This window comes from Mycobacterium sp. MAA66, from assembly GCF_041261665.1.
GTDB lineage: Bacteria > Actinomycetota > Actinomycetes > Mycobacteriales > Mycobacteriaceae > Mycobacterium.
In genome coordinates this window covers 45240-60210 of sequence record NZ_JBGCCC010000012.1, presented here as the reverse complement: position 1 = coordinate 60210, position 14971 = coordinate 45240, and the positions used below count along the sequence as shown (strand labels likewise).

Below are 14971 nucleotides of genomic sequence, written 5' to 3'. Positions count from 1 at the left end.
GACTAGAGCAACTCGGCCAGGCGCGCCGCCTTGGCGCGCCACTGCCAGTTGTCCACCGCCCATCGCCGACCGGCGGCGCCCATCGCGGCGGCGCGCGCCGGGTCGGCGAGCACATCCCCGATGGCAGCTGCGATGGCTCCCACATCCCAGCCGTCGACCACCACGCCGGTCTCACCGTCGACGACGGTCTCGGGCGCCCCGCCGGAATTGCCGGCCACCACCGGTACCCCGCTGGCGGAGGCCTCCAGGAACACGATGCCGAAGCCCTCGACGTCGAGCCCGGAACCCCGGGTGCGGCACGGCATCGCGAACACGTCGGCCATCGCATGGTGGGCCGGCAGCTCTTCGCCCGGCACCCCGCCGGTGAAGACCACGTGGTCGGTGACGCCGAAGCGATCGGCCAGCTTCTTCAGATCGTCCAGGTACGGCCCGCCGCCGACGATCACCAGGGCGGCCCTATCGATCCGCTCCCGGATGGCCGGCAACGCCCGGATCAGCATGTCCTGACCCTTGCGCGGCACCAGCCGCGAAACGCACACGATGACCGGCCGGTGGCCCAGACCGTACCGGGCCCGCAGCCGGGCCCGAGCAACTTCGTCGGGACAGAACCTGTCCACGTCCACCCCGGGCGGCAGATACTCCAACGCGGCGTCGGGCCCGAAAGCCGCTGCGAACCGGTTGCGGGTGTAATGGCTGACGAAGGTCACTGTGTCGGTACCGTTTCCGATACGACGCAAGGCATTTCGGGCGACGGGCAGCATCGACCAGCCCACCTCGTGACCATGGGTGCTGGCGATCACCCGGCCCGCTCCGGCCGATCGGGCCAACGGCGCCAGCAGCGCCAGGGGCGCGGCCGCACCGAACCAGACGGTGTCGATGCGATGTTCGGCGATCAGACTGCGCATTCGCATCGCGACCGTCGGCTCCGGCAGCATCAGCGTGGTCGGGTGACGCACCACCCGATATCCGGCCTCGGCGGCCCGGGCGTCGTACTCCGGCGCGCCCTTCCACTTCGGCGCGTACACCGTCAGCTCGTGGGCACCGGTGGCGACCAGTTCGTCGACCAGATTTTCCAAGTAGGACTGGATGCCGCCGCGGCGCGGTGGAAAGTCGTTGGTGACCAAGAGAACCCGTGACATTGCGGTCAGGCTATCCGGTCAACCACTGCCGCCACTCGGCGAGCATGGCATTGCGGTCCATTCCGAGCGTCCGCTGCAGCGCGGTATCGCTGTCCGGGTGCCCGGCACCGCAGCCGGCCAGGTACAACTGGCGCAGGGTGGGCTCGCCGAACCTGGCGGCGACGAACCGGGTGAACCACCAGGCCCGGTCATACGCCAGGGACAGGGCCGGCCCGGTGACCCGGAAGTCGGCGTCGGTGGGCAGTACCGCCAGCTGCGTGGCCTGCTGCGGTCCGGGGACCGGGGTACGCGGGCGGCCCACGTAGTCGGCCACCCCCTCGGTCAGCCACCAGGGCGCATCGGCCGCGGTGACGAGCCGGGAGGCGTAGTGGAAAAGCTCGTGACGCAACACAATCCGCAGCGCGCCCGGCCCCATCGCGGCCGCACCCGGGGCGAACACGATGTGTTCGACGGTGGTAGATGCGGCGAAGTCGGGCCCGCCGCCGGCCAGTACCCGGAATTCTTCATCGGTTCCGGCGGTGATGATGGTGATGTCGCGGCGCCAATCGTCGCCCCAGAATCCGGTGACGACCGCCACCGCGGCGTCGATCTCGGTGGCGATGCGCGCGAGCAGATCCGAGCCTGCCCCGAGTGCCAGCAGATGAACCCTCCGGCCGTCGCGGGTGGTCAGGACGCGGGCCTGATCGGGCTGACCGCCCGGACGCGGTGCTGACCCACGGTCAGCTGTCGGCACGGCCACCGCTGGTGCCGAGCGTCGGCTCAGCAACACCAACGCAGCGACGGCCTCAACCGTCAGTAGTCCGAGGACCGTACGCCGGCGCAGAGACTCAGTACCGGCGGACGTTGTAAATCGGCGCATTGTTGACCGGGGCGACCCGCACCGGCACGCCGAAGGTCGAGGCATGCACCATCATGCCGTCGCCGATGTAGATACCCACGTGTGAGGCGTCCGAGTAGTAGGTGATGACGTCGCCGGGCTGCATCTGGTCCATCGATACGGGCTGGCCGCCGGCGGCCTGCGCGTAGCTGGAGTGCGGCAGCGAGATGCCCGCCTGCTGGAAGGCCCACATGACCAGACCCGAGCAGTCGAACGTGCCGGGCCCTGCAGCACCCCAGGAGTACGGGTCACCGATACGGGTCAGCGCGGCCTGCACAGCGATGGCGCCCGCATTGGTGCCGCCGTCCGAGGGTTCGGGAAGCGGAAGGGCGTCGCCGGGCTGGTTGGGACCCGCGGCGTTGATGGCCGGATCCTGGCCGGGCGCCGGCGGGGCGGCCTCGGGTGGCGGCGGAGCACCCTCCGGGGCCGGCGGAACACCCTCCGGGGCCGGCGGGACGGCCTGCGGCGGAGGCGCCGGCGGCAGTGCGGCCAGTGCTTCGCGTTGGTTCGGTGTGAGCGCCAGGTAGTGCGACTTGACCATCGCGATCTGCACCTGCAGCTTGCTCTGTTTGGACTGCAGATCGGCACGGACCGCTGCGGCCTGCTCGGCGGCGGTCTTGGCGTCGTCGGCGGATTTCGCCGAGTCCGATTCCGCTGTGGTCGCGGCGGCAGAGGCCTTACGGAAGTCGACCATCTGCGCGGTGATCTCGCCGGCCATGACCCGCTGGACGGCGAGGTGATCGATCAACTGCTGCGGTGAGTCCGCGGTGAGGATCGCGACCACGTCCGAGGTACGGCCGCCCATGTATTCGGAGGCGGCAATCTTGTCGACTGAGGTCTGGAAGGTGGACAGCTTAGCTTTGGCGGCATCCAGCGCGGCCATGTCACCGTCGTGCTTGGCCTCGGCGGACTTTTCCACCGACAGCTTCTTGTCCAGGTCCAACTGGGCCTTGTGCATGGCCTCGGTGGTCTGCTCGGCCTGCCGGGACAACTCGTTGAGCTTTGCTACCGCATCATCGGCAGGATCGGCCAGCACATTGCCGGCGAAGTTGCTGCCCAGTATGGTGAGCCCCGCAATTACACCGATAACCGGTCGACGAATGCCACGTTTATTCAAGTGCTTGCGGTCGAGCCTCAAGATTTCGCGTCCTTCAACTGCTGTTACGAGTCGTTCCGAACCACACTTAGGTCTCAGATAGGTTACGAAACGGCATCGGTGTTGTCCAACCGGAGCCAACAGGAACAGTCAATTTAGCAGGTGCCGACGCGTCGGACCCGACGAGCATCACAGTGTGAGTGTCATCACGCCACCCCTGCCGCACCTTGCTGCCCCCGGGGCCTGCCAATCGGCACCAGCCTCAGTCGTGGGGCCAATCCCGCGTCGGCAAGCACCTCCAAGGCCCGACGTTCGTCGTCAAGCAGGGTTTCCGGAACCCCCAGCAATACGCTGACGACGCAGTCGTCGCACCCCGGTCCTCGCACCGCGCAGTCGTCGCAGTCGATCGTCACCGAACCCTCGTCCAGTTCCACGTCAGCTCCCTTCAGCCGTCGGTTGAGCCGGACGCTAGCGCCGGGGTCCGACAAGAACTGCCGTGAATGACACCAATGTGAGTAGTTGTCGGACTTCGCGCCTACCGTCACCACCATGAGCAAGTGGCCCGCACCCCGCAGCGCCACCGCACCCGAAGACCAGCTGTCCTTCGATCTCGACGAGGACTTGCTGCGGGACATCACCTTCGTGGTGGTCGACCTGGAGACCACCGGCAGCCGGGCCAAAGGTGACGCCGACGGCCGCGGCGCCGATGCCATCACCGAGATCGGCGCGGTCAAGGTGCGGGGCGGGCAGGTGATCGGTGAGCTCGCCACCCTGGTCGACCCCGGCCGAGCCATCCCGCCACAGATCGTTCAACTCACCGGCATCACCACCGCCATGGTTTGCGACGCGCCCAGGATCGAGTCGGTACTGCCCGCCTTCCTTGAGTTCTGCCGCGGAGCGGTACTCGTCGCCCACAACGCCGGTTTCGATATCGGCTTCTTGCGCGCGGCCGCCGAGCATGCCGCACTGCCCTGGCCACGGCCGCCGGTGTTGTGCACGGTCAAGCTGGCCCGCCGGGTGCTGACCCGCGACGAGGCCCCCAGCGTGCGCCTGTCCGCGCTGGCCCAACTGTTCGGTGCCACAACCACTCCCACGCACCGGGCCCTCGATGACGCCCGGGCCACCGTCGACGTGCTGCACGGCCTGCTGTCGCGGATCGGCAACCAGGGCGTGCACACTTTTGCCGAGTTGCGCGGCTATCTGCCCGACGTCAGCGGCGCCCAACGCCGCAACCGCCACCTGGCCGACGCACTGCCGGCCCGACCCGGTGTCTACTTGTTCCGCGGCCCCTCCGACGAGGTGCTGTATATCGGCACCGCGGTCGATCTGCGACGCAGGGCCCGGCAGTACTTCACCGGCGCCGACCCGCGGGCCCGGATGAAAGAGATGGCGTCGCTGGCCACCCGGGTCGACCACGTCGAGTGTGCCCACGAGCTGGAGGCCGGCGTGCGGGAGCTACGTCTACTGGCCGCCCATGCGCCGCCGTACAACCGGCGCTCGAAGGCCCCGCACCGCTGGTGGTGGGTGGTTCTGACCGACGAGGCGTTCCCCCGGTTCGCCGTGGTGCGGGCCCCACAATCAGATACCGCCGTGCGGCGACACGATTTCGACCGTGCCGTCGGGCCGTTCCGGGCCCGCGCCGAGGCCGGCGAAGCCGCCGCACTGCTGGCCCGGTTCACCGGGGTGCGGACCTGCACCAGCCGGCTGGGCGCAACCGCGCAGCACGGGCCGCAGTGTCCGCACCGCGAACTCTCGCCGTGCCCGGCACCGTACGGCGCCACCGCCGACGATTACGCAACGATCCCCCACCGCGCAGCCGAACACATTGCAGGCCTTGATGCTTCGCCCTTGACAGCGGCCCTGCAGCAGATCGAGGAACTGTCCAGCACCGGCCGCTACGAGGTGGCCGCCCGGCTGCGCGATCACACCGCGACCACCATCGAGGCACTGTGGCGCGGTCAACGGCTGCGGGCGCTGGCCGCGTTGCCCGAACTGGTCGCCGCACGGCCCGACGGCGCCGGCGGCTGGCAGCTCATCGTGATCCGTCACGGCCAGTTGGCCGCCGCCGGCAACGCCCGCCGCGGCGTCCCGCCGATGCCGGTCGTCGACGCGATTTGCGCTGCGGCACAAGTGATCCTGCCCTCGCAGGCGCCCCTGGGCGGAGCGTTGACCGAAGAGATCGCGCTGATCATCCGGTGGCTGGCCGGCCCGGGAGTGCGGATCGTGCGGGCCGAAGCCGGATACTGCACACCGGTGGCCGCCGCGGGCCGGTACGCCGAATGGGCCGCGACCGCCCGCTCGGCCCGCAGCGCCGCCGAACAACTCGAGCGGTCAGACCTTCTGGGTGAACCGCACCCAACGCGTCAACAACTGTTCGGCCGCCCCGGAGTCGATCGCCGCGATGGCCCGGGCCAGGCCGTCCTCCCAGGCCGGAACCCATTGGGCGCTACTGGATAGCCCAGCGTGGGCAACCAGTGCCCCGGCCGCGTTGAGCACCACCGCATCCCGCACCGGGCCGCTCTGACCACCCAGCACCGCACGCACCGAAGCCGCATTGACTGCGGCGTCGCCGCCGGTGAGTTCGGACAGATCGGCACGGGCGAAGCCGAACGCGGCGGGGTCCAGGGTCAGTCGCTCCACGGTGCCGGCCTGCACCCGCCAAATGGTGCTGGTGGTCGTGGTGGTCAGCTCGTCGAGCCCGTCGTCCCCGTGGACCACCAGCACGCTGGCACCGCGGGCCGCGAACACCCCGGCCATCACCTCCGACAGGTCCGCCCAGGCGCACCCGATCAGGCCGGCCCGCGGAGCGGCCGGATTGGTCAGCGGCCCAAGGAGATTGAAGACCGTCGGTACCCCGATCTCGCGACGTACCGCGGAGGCGTGCCGGTAGGACGGATGGAAGTTAGGGGCGAAGGCAAAGCCGATGCCGACCTCGGCCACGCAGCGGGCCACGTCACTGGGTGCCAGATCGATGCGGACACCGAGGGCTTCCAGGGTGTCGGCCCCGCCGGACAACGACGACGCCGCCCGGTTGCCGTGTTTGATCACCGGCACCCCGCAGGCGGCCACGACGATCGACGCCATGGTCGACAGGTTCACCGTGTTCGAGCCGTCGCCTCCGGTGCCGACGATGTCCACGCAGTCGCCGATCGCGGCGAGAGCTTCGGCGGGCATCTTTCGGGCGTGTCGCAACATGCCGTCGGCCAGTTCGGTGACCTCGGCGGCGGTGGGACGCTTCATTTTCATCGCGACGGCGAATCCGGCAATCTGCGCCGGAGTCGCCGCACCCGTCATGATCTGGTCCATTGCCCATCCCGCCTGTCCCACAGCCAGGTTTTGACCTGTGGTCAGACGGCCCAGAATCTGGGGCCAGAGGATGGATTCTGCGGACATTTCGGGACCCGACGAAGTGGTTGGCACGCACCGATTATGGCCAATCTCGCCACCCGGGTGGAGTTCAACAACTACAAAGCGTCATACTTACCGCTGTGACGAGCGCAGTAGGCACCTCGGGAACCGCGATCACGTCGCGTGTGCATTCGCTGAACCGGCCAAATATGGTCAGTGTCGGCACCATTGTGTGGCTTTCCAGTGAGCTGATGTTCTTTGCTGGGCTGTTCGCAATGTATTTCACTGCACGCGCCCAAGCAGCTGGCGACTGGCCGCCGCATCCCACACATCTGAACCTGTGGGAAGCCGTGCCGGTGACGCTGGTGCTGATCGCATCGTCGTTCACCTGTCAGATGGGCGTGTTCGCCGCCGAGCGCGGTGACGTCTTCGGCCTGCGCCGCTGGTACGTCATCACGTTCGTCATGGGCGCGTTCTTCGTCAGCGGACAGGCCTACGAGTACACGATGCTGATCAAAGAGGGCACCACCATCCCGAGCAGTGCGTACGGATCGGTGTTCTACCTCGCGACCGGCTTCCACGGCCTGCACGTCATCGGCGGTCTGGTCGCCTTCATCTTCCTGCTCGCCCGCACCCGGATGAGCAAGTTCACCCCGGCCCAGGCCACCGCTGCCATCGTCGTGTCCTACTACTGGCACTTCGTGGACATCGTGTGGATTGCGCTGTTCGCGACCATCTACTTCGTCCGTTGATCGGCTCACCGATGCGTCTCATGAGAAGGGGTTCGATGACCAGCAAGGCCCGGCGGCGGCTCTCCCGACGCCTCTCAGCAGCGATGCTGCTGTTGATCGGACTTCTAGTCGCAGGTGGTCTTGCCGCCACCCTGACTCCGCGTCCTCAGGTCGCGGTTGCCGATGAGTCGCAGCTGGCCTTGCTGCGCACCGGCAAGCAGCTGTTCGAGACCTCGTGTGTCAGCTGCCACGGCGCCAACCTGCAGGGCGTCCAGGACCGCGGTCCCAGCCTCATCGGTGTCGGTGACGCCGCGGTCTACTTCCAGGTCTCCACCGGCCGTATGCCCGCGATGCGCGGCGAGGCTCAGGCCGAGCGCAAGCCTCCGGCCTTCGATGAGCACCAGACCGACGCGCTGGGTGCCTACATCCAGTCCATCGGCGGCGGCCCCGAGGTCCCGCGGGACGCCAACGGTCGCATCGACCAGCACTCGTTCCTGGGCGACAACGTCGCCCGCGGTGGCGACTTGTTCCGGCTGAACTGCGCCTCGTGCCACAACTTCACCGGCAAGGGTGGCGCACTGTCGTCCGGCAAGTTCGCGCCCGACCTGGGCGAGGCCGCCCAGGTTCCCGCGCAGGTGTACACCGCGATGCTCACCGGCCCGCAGAACATGCCCAAATTCTCGGACCGGCAGCTGACGTCGGAAGAGAAGCGCGACATCGTCGCCTACGTGCACGAGTCCGCCAATGCCCGCAGCCAGGGCGGCTACGGTCTCGGTGGCTTCGGCCCCGCGCCGGAGGGCATGGCGATGTGGATTATCGGAATGGTCGCCGTGATCGGCATTGCGATGTGGGTTGGAGCCCGCGCATGACCAGGCGAGCGAAGCGACGGGAAACGGAATGAGCGAGAACCTGCAGGACGTTCCGAGCGACGACGAGCTGCGCGAGATGTCGCGCGAGGATCTAGTCGAACTCGGCGGCAAGATCGACGGAGTTCAGACCGTCTTCAAGGAGCCCCGTTGGCCCGTCGAGGGCACCAAGGCCGAGAAGCGCGCCGAGCGCTCCGTGGCCGCCTGGCTGCTGTTCGGTGGCCTGGCCGGGCTGGCACTGTTGCTGGTCTTCCTGTTCTGGCCGTGGGAGTACCAGCCGTTCGGTTCCGAGGGTGAGTTCGTCTACTCGCTGGCCACCCCGCTGTACGGCCTGACCTTCGGCCTGTCGATCCTGGCGATCGGCGTCGGCGCGGTGCTCTTCCAGAAGAAGTTCATTCCCGAGGAGATCTCGATCCAGGACCGCCACGACGGCGCCTCCCCCGAGATCCACCGGGCCACCGTCGCGGCCAACCTGACCGATGCGCTGGAGGGCTCAACCCTCAAGCGCCGCAAGCTGATCGGCCTGTCGCTCGGCGTCGGTCTGGGTGCGTTCGGCCTGGGCACCGCGGTCGCTTTCATCGGCGGCCTGATCAAGAACCCGTGGAAGCCGGTCGTTCCGACCGCCGACGGCAAGAAGGCCGTGCTGTGGACCTCGGGCTGGACCCCACGGTTCCATGGCGAGACCATCTACCTGGCGCGCGCCACCGGCCTGCCCGGTGAGTCGCCGTACGTCAAGATGCGTCCGGAGGACATCGACGCCGGCGGCATGGAGACCGTGTTCCCGTGGCGCGAGTCCGACGGTGACGGCGTCACGCTGGAGTCGCACGAGAAGCTGTCCGAGATCGCTCTCGGTGTGCGGAACCCTGTGATGCTCATCCGCATCAAGCCCGAGGACATGGGTCGAGTGACCTACCGTCAGGGCCAGGAGAGCTTCAACTTCGGCAACTTCTTCGCCTTCACCAAGGTGTGCTCGCACCTGGGCTGCCCGGCCTCGCTGTACGAACAGCAGACCTACCGCATCCTGTGCCCGTGCCATCAGTCGCAGTTCGACGCGCTGCACTTCGCCAAGCCGATCTTCGGACCGGCCGCGCGTGCGCTGGCGCAGCTGCCGATCACGATTGACAAAGAGGGCTACCTGGTCGCCAACGGCGACTTCATCGAACCCGTCGGACCGGCATTCTGGGAGCGCCAATCATGAGTCCACAGAGTCAGTCTTCAAAGATGGCTGACATCGCAGCTGCTCAGGGCGACGCGATCGACTCGCGGTACCACCCCTCGGCTGCGGTGCGTCGCCAGCTGAACAAGGTCTTCCCGACGCACTGGTCGTTCCTACTCGGTGAGATCGCGCTGTACAGCTTCCTGGTCCTGCTGCTCACCGGCGTGTACCTGACGCTGTTCTTCGACCCGTCGATGACCGACGTCGTCTACCACGGCGTGTACCAGCCACTGCGTGGCATCGAAATGTCCCGGGCCTACGAATCGGCCCTGGACATCAGCTTCGAGGTGCGCGGTGGCCTGTTCGTCCGGCAGATCCACCACTGGGCCGCGCTGATGTTCGCCGCGGCGATCATGGTGCACATGGCGCGCATCTTCTTCACCGGTGCGTTCCGCCGCCCGCGTGAGGCCAACTGGATCATCGGCTCGCTGCTGCTGATCCTGGCGATGTTCGAGGGCTACTTCGGTTACTCGCTGCCCGACGACCTGCTCTCGGGTATCGGTCTGCGTGCCGCCCTGTCCTCGATCACCCTGGGTATCCCGCTGATCGGCACCTGGATGCACTGGGCGCTGTTCGGTGGCGACTTCCCGGGCCAGATCATCATCCCGCGGATGTACGCCCTGCACATCCTGCTGATTCCGGGCATCATCCTGGCCCTGATCGGCGCCCACATGGCGTTGGTGTGGTTCCAGAAGCACACCCAGTTCCCCGGCCCCGGCCGCACCGAGAAGAACGTCGTCGGCGTGCGGGTCATGCCGGTGTTCGCAGTCAAGTCGGGCGCCTTCTTCGCCCTGACCACCGGTGTGCTGGGCCTGATGGGCGGTCTGCTGCAGATCAACCCGATCTGGGAGCTGGGCCCCTACAAGCCCTCGCAGGTCTCAGCCGGTAGCCAGCCGGACTTCTACATGATGTGGACCGAGGGCCTGGCCCGTATCTGGCCGGCCTGGGAGTTCTACCCGTTCGGCCACACCATCCCGGCCGTCATGGGCGTTGCCGTCATCATGGGCCTGGTCTTCACCCTGTTGATCGCGTACCCGTTCATCGAGAAGAAGGTCACCGGCGACGACGCTCATCACAACCTGCTGCAGCGTCCGCGTGACGTGCCGGTCCGCACCGGGATCGGTGCCATGGCCATCGCGTTCTACATGGTGCTGACGCTGGCCGCGATGAACGACATCATCGCGCTGAAGTTCGACATCTCGCTGAACGCGACGACCTGGATCGGCCGTATCGGCATGGTGGTCCTGCCCGGGTTCGTGTACTACATCACCTACCGCTGGTGCGTTGGCCTGCAGCGCAGCGACCGCGCGGTGCTGGAGCACGGTATCGAGACCGGCATCATCAAGCGGCTGCCGCACGGCGCTTACGTCGAGCTGCACCAGCCGCTGGGCCCGGTCGACGAGCATGGTCACCCGTTGCCGCTGGAGTACCAGGGTGCGGCTCTGCCCAAGCGGATGAACAAGCTGGGTTCGGCCGGTCAGCCCGGTACCGGCAGCTTCCTGTTCGCCGACTCGCCGGCCGAGCAGGCCGCCTTGGTCGAGGCGCACCACGCTGCCGAGCACAAGGCGATGGCAGCGGTCAAGGAGTACCAGGACAGCATCGCCCCGGCCGAGACCAACGGCCACCACTAGTTGGATCTGAGCTGCGGCCCGGGTCTGGTTTCGACCAGACCCGGGCCGTTTCTGTCTGTTCTGGCTCGAGCTTCATGCTCGACGCCGGTCCACTCCCCTACCCCACCGAGCCCTACGCTCGGCTCGGCCCGACGTATTGATGCCACCACTGCGCGTATGCCTGCGCCTGTTGCGCGTCGGACTCCAGCTTCTTGCGCGCACTCGAATTGTGGCTGATGGCAATCCAATTCATGAGCAGGATCGACAGGAAGCTCCACCAGCCCAGGACGAGGTTGTGGGTCTGAGCGCTGCGCAGCGCGGCGGCGCACTGGGCGTACGTCCCCCTGACCACCTGACGCTGGTTGAACCAGAACACCATCAGCCCGGTGTGCGTCATTGTGGTGATCTGGAAGATCGGGTCGTGTGCAGGCGGCGGATATGACTGCGGCTGCTGATACTGCGGATGTTGATATTGATACTGCTGCTGATACGCCGGCTGTGGCTGACTTGGTACGGCAGACACCGCACCCGATGACCACTGATCAACCGACGGCTGGATAGGACCAGACATCACGCGCCCCCTTTTTTTGATGTGTCTCCCCAGGACGGATCGTATCTGCCCGCGACATGGACGAGGCGCGGTGAAATCGATCAAATCGCCTGTTGCAGAGTGCGCATCTATGTCCACGCGTTGGTGTGCGTTCGCCCGCGTGGCGTTACGAGGGGACGAAAGCCGCTGTCTTCCTGGACGATTCGCCGGGGTTGCGCGAGCCGAGGCTCAGCTGACGCGACTCAGGCGGCGTGTGAGGACTGGGCGGACGACGCCAGTACCGCCCGCAACTCCCGCAGGCAGTACCACGGGACGACCAGCAAGCCGACGGTGAACAGCCCGGCCAGGCCATACAGCGTCCAGGACAGCGCGTCGTGAGCATCGGCCATCATGTAGGTGCCCAGGAACGAGAACAACATGGCCACGCCCAACACGGTGGCGATCCCGGCAGTTGCCCGCAGCCACAGCTGATCCACCGCCGCCACCGGGAAACCCACCATGCCGGTCGCCGGCGACGCTGCATAGCTGCGCACTGCCGGGTCGTTGAACGAACGCAGCTTGGTCGTCTCGGCCTCGCCGAAACCTGGCTCCACATTTCTGCCCACCGGCGCGGGCGGTGCCTCGGTGGAGTCCGGGGCCGCGGTATCGGCGCCGAAAATCTGCGCCGACGGCTTGCTGCTGGCCCGCCGCGCGCGCAGCAGCAACGGAATGGCACCGATGATGACGGCTGCCGAGACCCCGATCACCGCGTACAGCTGCCAGGTCGTGCCGTGACCGACCGACGAATGCTTGTCACCCAGGTCCACCAGCGTGACGACGGCCGCTACACCGGCGCCCAGCGCAGCCAGCCACACCACTGCGCACACCGCCAACAGGATGCGGTCCAACGAGTCGGGCATTCCGCCGGTAACCCGCGAGCGGGTCTCTGAATCAGCGTTGTAAGGCATTAACAGCTCGTCTGCCAATCATTGTTCTGTTGCGAGGTGATGGTCTGACCGTCGCTGGTGGTGATCGAGCAGTTCAGGTGGCTCAATCGCAGCAGGCTCGATGCCTGTACCGAGCCGACATCAGACATGGAAATCGGTGTCACTGTCAGTGTCCAGGGGATGTAGACGTTCTGCTGGGTGCGCTGGTGCCCGGACGCGTCGGTGTAGGTCACCGAGATGCGGTCCAGCGGCGCCTTGGTACCCCAAACCTGATAGGTGACGTACTTCGGGCCGGCCTGTGTCGTCGACGTGGTGGGCGGCGCGGGAGGTGCTGCTGCAGCCGTCGTCGACGGCGGGGGCGGCGGTGCCTCCGTGGTCGGCGGTGGGGGCGGCGGCTGAGTGACCGTCACGGTCGACGGTGGCGGCGGGGGCTCCGTCGTAGTCGGTGGCGGTGGCGGCGGCGGGGTCGTCGTGGTGAATTCGTCCTGGAACGGCGTCGTCGGCGTGCTGGTCGACGGCGGCGTCGCAACGGTTTCGGAGCTGGGGTGTTTGGTGACCAATAGGGCTACCGCCGCCACCAGCGACACCGCGGCGACGATGGCGACCACGCCGACCACCCACGGCCATCGTGGTGGTGGGCCGGTCGGCGCATCCGCGGCGCCGGCCTCGTAGCTGTCGTAGTCATATAGGCCGGGCTCCGGCGGCACGTACGGACCGCTGGTGAAGTGCTCGGCTTCCGGCGCCGAATAGGCCTGCGAGTAGATCTCTGTTTCGCCGGTGGCCGATACCTCCGGGGCCGACTCACCGGAGCCTGGCTCCTCGGACTGTGACCCGCTCACCTAACGCCTATCCCTCTCGACTGCTCTGTGGGCGCGGCGTAACCGTGGCTACGGCAGACCGTGCTTGGGCCACAGTACCCAAACCGGCAGCGCTGCGGATACACGAACGCCGGCCGTTGACCAACTGAGGCACGGTTGTGACCTGCCGGTCAACGCGGTGTCAGTGCTTCTCCGGCCCGGTGTAGTACTCGAAGACCAAGCCGGCCACGGTGGCCAGAACGAAGCAGACGCCGGCAACGATCAGCCAGGGCAGCCACAGCGCGATGCCCACCGCGGTGGTGGCTGCGGACAGCGAGATCAGGATCGGCCACCAGCTGTGCGGGCTGTAGAAGCCCAGCTCGCCCGCGCCGTCAGAGATCTCGGCTTCTTCGTAATCCTCGGGCCGGGTGTCCAGACGCCGGGCGACGAAACGGAAGAACGTGCCGATGATCAGCGACAGGCCCGTGGTGAGCACCAGCGCCGTGACGCCGGCCCACTCGATGCCGCCGTTGGCGTACATCGCGGTGAGGACGCCGTAGCCGACAGCACACAGCGCGAAGAATGCGGTCAGGAATTCAAACAACCGGGCTTCGATATTCATGACGTGATCCCTACTTGCTGACCTGGACGGGTACGCCGACCTGCTCGCCACGACGGCTGTCGAACGGGTGGGTGGTCACCGCGGTGGGCGGCAGACCGATCGACTGCAGGGCATCGGCATTTGTCGCGGTCGGATGATCAACACGGAACTGCAGGTACTTGGTGAAGTCCGCGGGCGAGACCACCCGCACCTCGAAGTTCATCATCGAGTGGTAGGTGCCGCACATTTCGGTGCAACGACCGACGAAGGCGCCGGTCTTCTCGATCTCGGTGACCTGGAAGATGTTGTCCGAGTGGTTGGCCTTCGGGTTCGGGATCACGTCGCGCTTGAACAGGAACTCCGGTACCCAGAACCCGTGGATCACGTCGGCCGAGGCGATCTGGAACTCGATGCGCTTGCCCTGCGGCAGTACCAGGATCGGGATCTCGGTGCTGGTACCGACGGTCTCGACCTTGTCGAAGTTCAGGTAGGTGCGATCCTCGGGGTTGCTGCCGCGGATGGCGCCGATGCGCTCCTCGCCGTGCTCGTCGAGGCCCTCGGGCTTGGACTTCATGGCGTCCTTGCGGACGTGATCGGCACCGTCGAAGTTCATGAAGCCGACCTTCTGGTACCCGAACTTCCAGTTCCACTGGAACGCGGTGACGTCGATCACCACATCAGGGTTCGGATCCTTGTGCTGCATCTTGTCCTGCACCACGACGGTGAAGTAGAAGAGCACCGAGATGATGAGGAACGGCACCACGGTCAGCACCAGCTCCAGCGGCATGTTGTAGCCGAACTGGCGCGGAAACTCGGTGTCGCCCTTCTTCTTGCGATGGAAGGCGATCGACCAGAAGATCAGCGCCCACACGATGGCGCCGACGACGAACGAGGCGATGACCGACCACACCCACAGCTCACGGTTCGCGTGCGCTTCCGGGGTGATGCCGTCCGGCCAGCCCAGACCGAATACGGTCTGCCAGCTGCAGCCGCTGAGCAGCAGCGTCGACGCGCCGAGAATGGCGGACAACGCCACTAAACGGAGCCCGCGAGCGGTCACGTTGAGGCCCTCCTAGAAGTCGGTCAAGCTAGGCGAATACTACGCAGCGTAGACCACCGCCATGCGGCACACCGAAGCGACCGGCGATTCGCCACCTGACGAGGTACGACCACCTGCTGATCGGCCGTGGCCCGTCCGTGGACACCCGGATCAA

General features: G+C 66.9%; 14 protein-coding genes and 1 pseudogene. 5 read left to right on the top strand and 10 right to left on the bottom strand.

The features are described from left to right. Nucleotides 1-2: 2 nt before the first annotated feature. From ABIA30_RS24340 to ABIA30_RS24325, 4 genes are all read right to left on the bottom strand, one after another. Nucleotides 3-1139, bottom strand: coding sequence for a glycosyltransferase family 4 protein (locus ABIA30_RS24340; protein ID WP_370070201.1), 1137 nt, complete (start codon nt 1137-1139; stop codon nt 3-5). A 10-nt stretch (nt 1140-1149) separates the two neighbouring features. Further along, nucleotides 1150-1998, bottom strand: a complete 849-nt coding sequence (locus tag ABIA30_RS24335) for a peptidase (protein ID WP_370070199.1) — start codon at nt 1996-1998, stop codon at nt 1150-1152. Further along, the gene (gene ripC / locus ABIA30_RS24330; RefSeq protein WP_370070197.1) at nt 1967-3154 is read right to left on the bottom strand and encodes a peptidoglycan hydrolase RipC; all 1188 of its coding nucleotides are present in this window, start codon (nt 3152-3154) and stop codon (nt 1967-1969) included. Before ripC ends, ABIA30_RS24335 begins: the two co-directional genes overlap by 32 nt. A 164-nt stretch (nt 3155-3318) precedes the next feature. Then, entirely contained in the window at nt 3319-3546 is a 228-nt protein-coding gene (locus ABIA30_RS24325) for a hypothetical protein (protein WP_370070195.1), read from the bottom strand. Nucleotides 3547-3661: 115 nt separating this feature from the next. On the opposite strand from ABIA30_RS24325, the pseudogene ABIA30_RS24320 reads away from it, so the two are divergent. Further along, nucleotides 3662-5506: pseudogene (locus tag ABIA30_RS24320) on the top strand (DEDD exonuclease domain-containing protein); the annotation flags it as partial. Here the strand turns inward: ABIA30_RS24320 and trpD are convergent. After that, nucleotides 5444-6505, bottom strand: coding sequence for an anthranilate phosphoribosyltransferase (gene trpD, locus ABIA30_RS24315; RefSeq protein WP_370070380.1), 1062 nt, complete (start codon nt 6503-6505; stop codon nt 5444-5446). The pseudogene ABIA30_RS24320 and the gene trpD sit on opposite strands and share 63 nt — an antisense overlap. Before the next feature lie 95 nt (nt 6506-6600). Between trpD and ABIA30_RS24310 the strand changes: the two genes are divergently transcribed. The 4 genes from ABIA30_RS24310 to ABIA30_RS24295 are packed head-to-tail and all read left to right on the top strand — an operon-like array spanning nt 6601 to nt 10904. Beyond that, on the top strand, nt 6601-7212 hold the full coding sequence (locus ABIA30_RS24310; protein ID WP_370070194.1) for a heme-copper oxidase subunit III: 612 nt from the start codon (nt 6601-6603) through the stop codon (nt 7210-7212). Between the two features lie 35 nt (nt 7213-7247). Further along, nucleotides 7248-8060 carry a c-type cytochrome gene (locus ABIA30_RS24305; RefSeq protein ID WP_370070192.1) on the top strand — a complete coding sequence of 271 codons (813 nt, stop codon included), beginning with the start codon at nt 7248-7250 and terminating at the stop codon, nt 8058-8060. 28 nt (nt 8061-8088) lie between these two features. Further along, the gene (locus tag ABIA30_RS24300) at nt 8089-9255 is read left to right on the top strand and encodes a ubiquinol-cytochrome c reductase iron-sulfur subunit (protein ID WP_370070190.1); all 1167 of its coding nucleotides are present in this window, start codon (nt 8089-8091) and stop codon (nt 9253-9255) included. After that, nucleotides 9252-10904 (top strand): cytochrome bc complex cytochrome b subunit, encoded by a 1653-nt coding sequence (locus tag ABIA30_RS24295; protein WP_370070188.1) that lies wholly within the window; start codon nt 9252-9254, stop codon nt 10902-10904. The genes ABIA30_RS24300 and ABIA30_RS24295 overlap by 4 nt, the downstream gene beginning before the upstream one ends. 112 nt (nt 10905-11016) lie before the next feature. Here the strand turns inward: ABIA30_RS24295 and ABIA30_RS24290 are convergent, their stop codons facing one another. From ABIA30_RS24290 to ABIA30_RS24270, 5 genes are all read right to left on the bottom strand, one after another. Continuing rightward, nucleotides 11017-11454 (bottom strand): hypothetical protein, encoded by a 438-nt coding sequence (locus tag ABIA30_RS24290; RefSeq protein ID WP_370070186.1) that lies wholly within the window; start codon nt 11452-11454, stop codon nt 11017-11019. A gap of 221 nt (nt 11455-11675) precedes the next feature. Continuing rightward, a complete protein-coding gene (locus tag ABIA30_RS24285) occupies nt 11676-12380 on the bottom strand; it encodes a DUF2561 family protein (protein WP_370070184.1) in 705 nt (234 codons plus the stop codon). Further along, a complete protein-coding gene (locus ABIA30_RS24280) occupies nt 12380-13198 on the bottom strand; it encodes an MmpS family transport accessory protein (protein WP_370070182.1) in 819 nt (272 codons plus the stop codon). The genes ABIA30_RS24285 and ABIA30_RS24280 overlap by 1 nt, the downstream gene beginning before the upstream one ends. A 160-nt stretch (nt 13199-13358) precedes the next feature. Beyond that, nucleotides 13359-13778: a cytochrome c oxidase subunit 4 gene (locus ABIA30_RS24275; RefSeq protein ID WP_370070180.1), complete on the bottom strand. Its 420-nt coding sequence runs from the start codon at nt 13776-13778 to the stop codon at nt 13359-13361. A gap of 10 nt (nt 13779-13788) precedes the next feature. Then, nucleotides 13789-14817, bottom strand: coding sequence for a cytochrome c oxidase subunit II (locus tag ABIA30_RS24270; protein WP_370070178.1), 1029 nt, complete (start codon nt 14815-14817; stop codon nt 13789-13791). Nucleotides 14818-14971 lie beyond the last annotated feature (154 nt).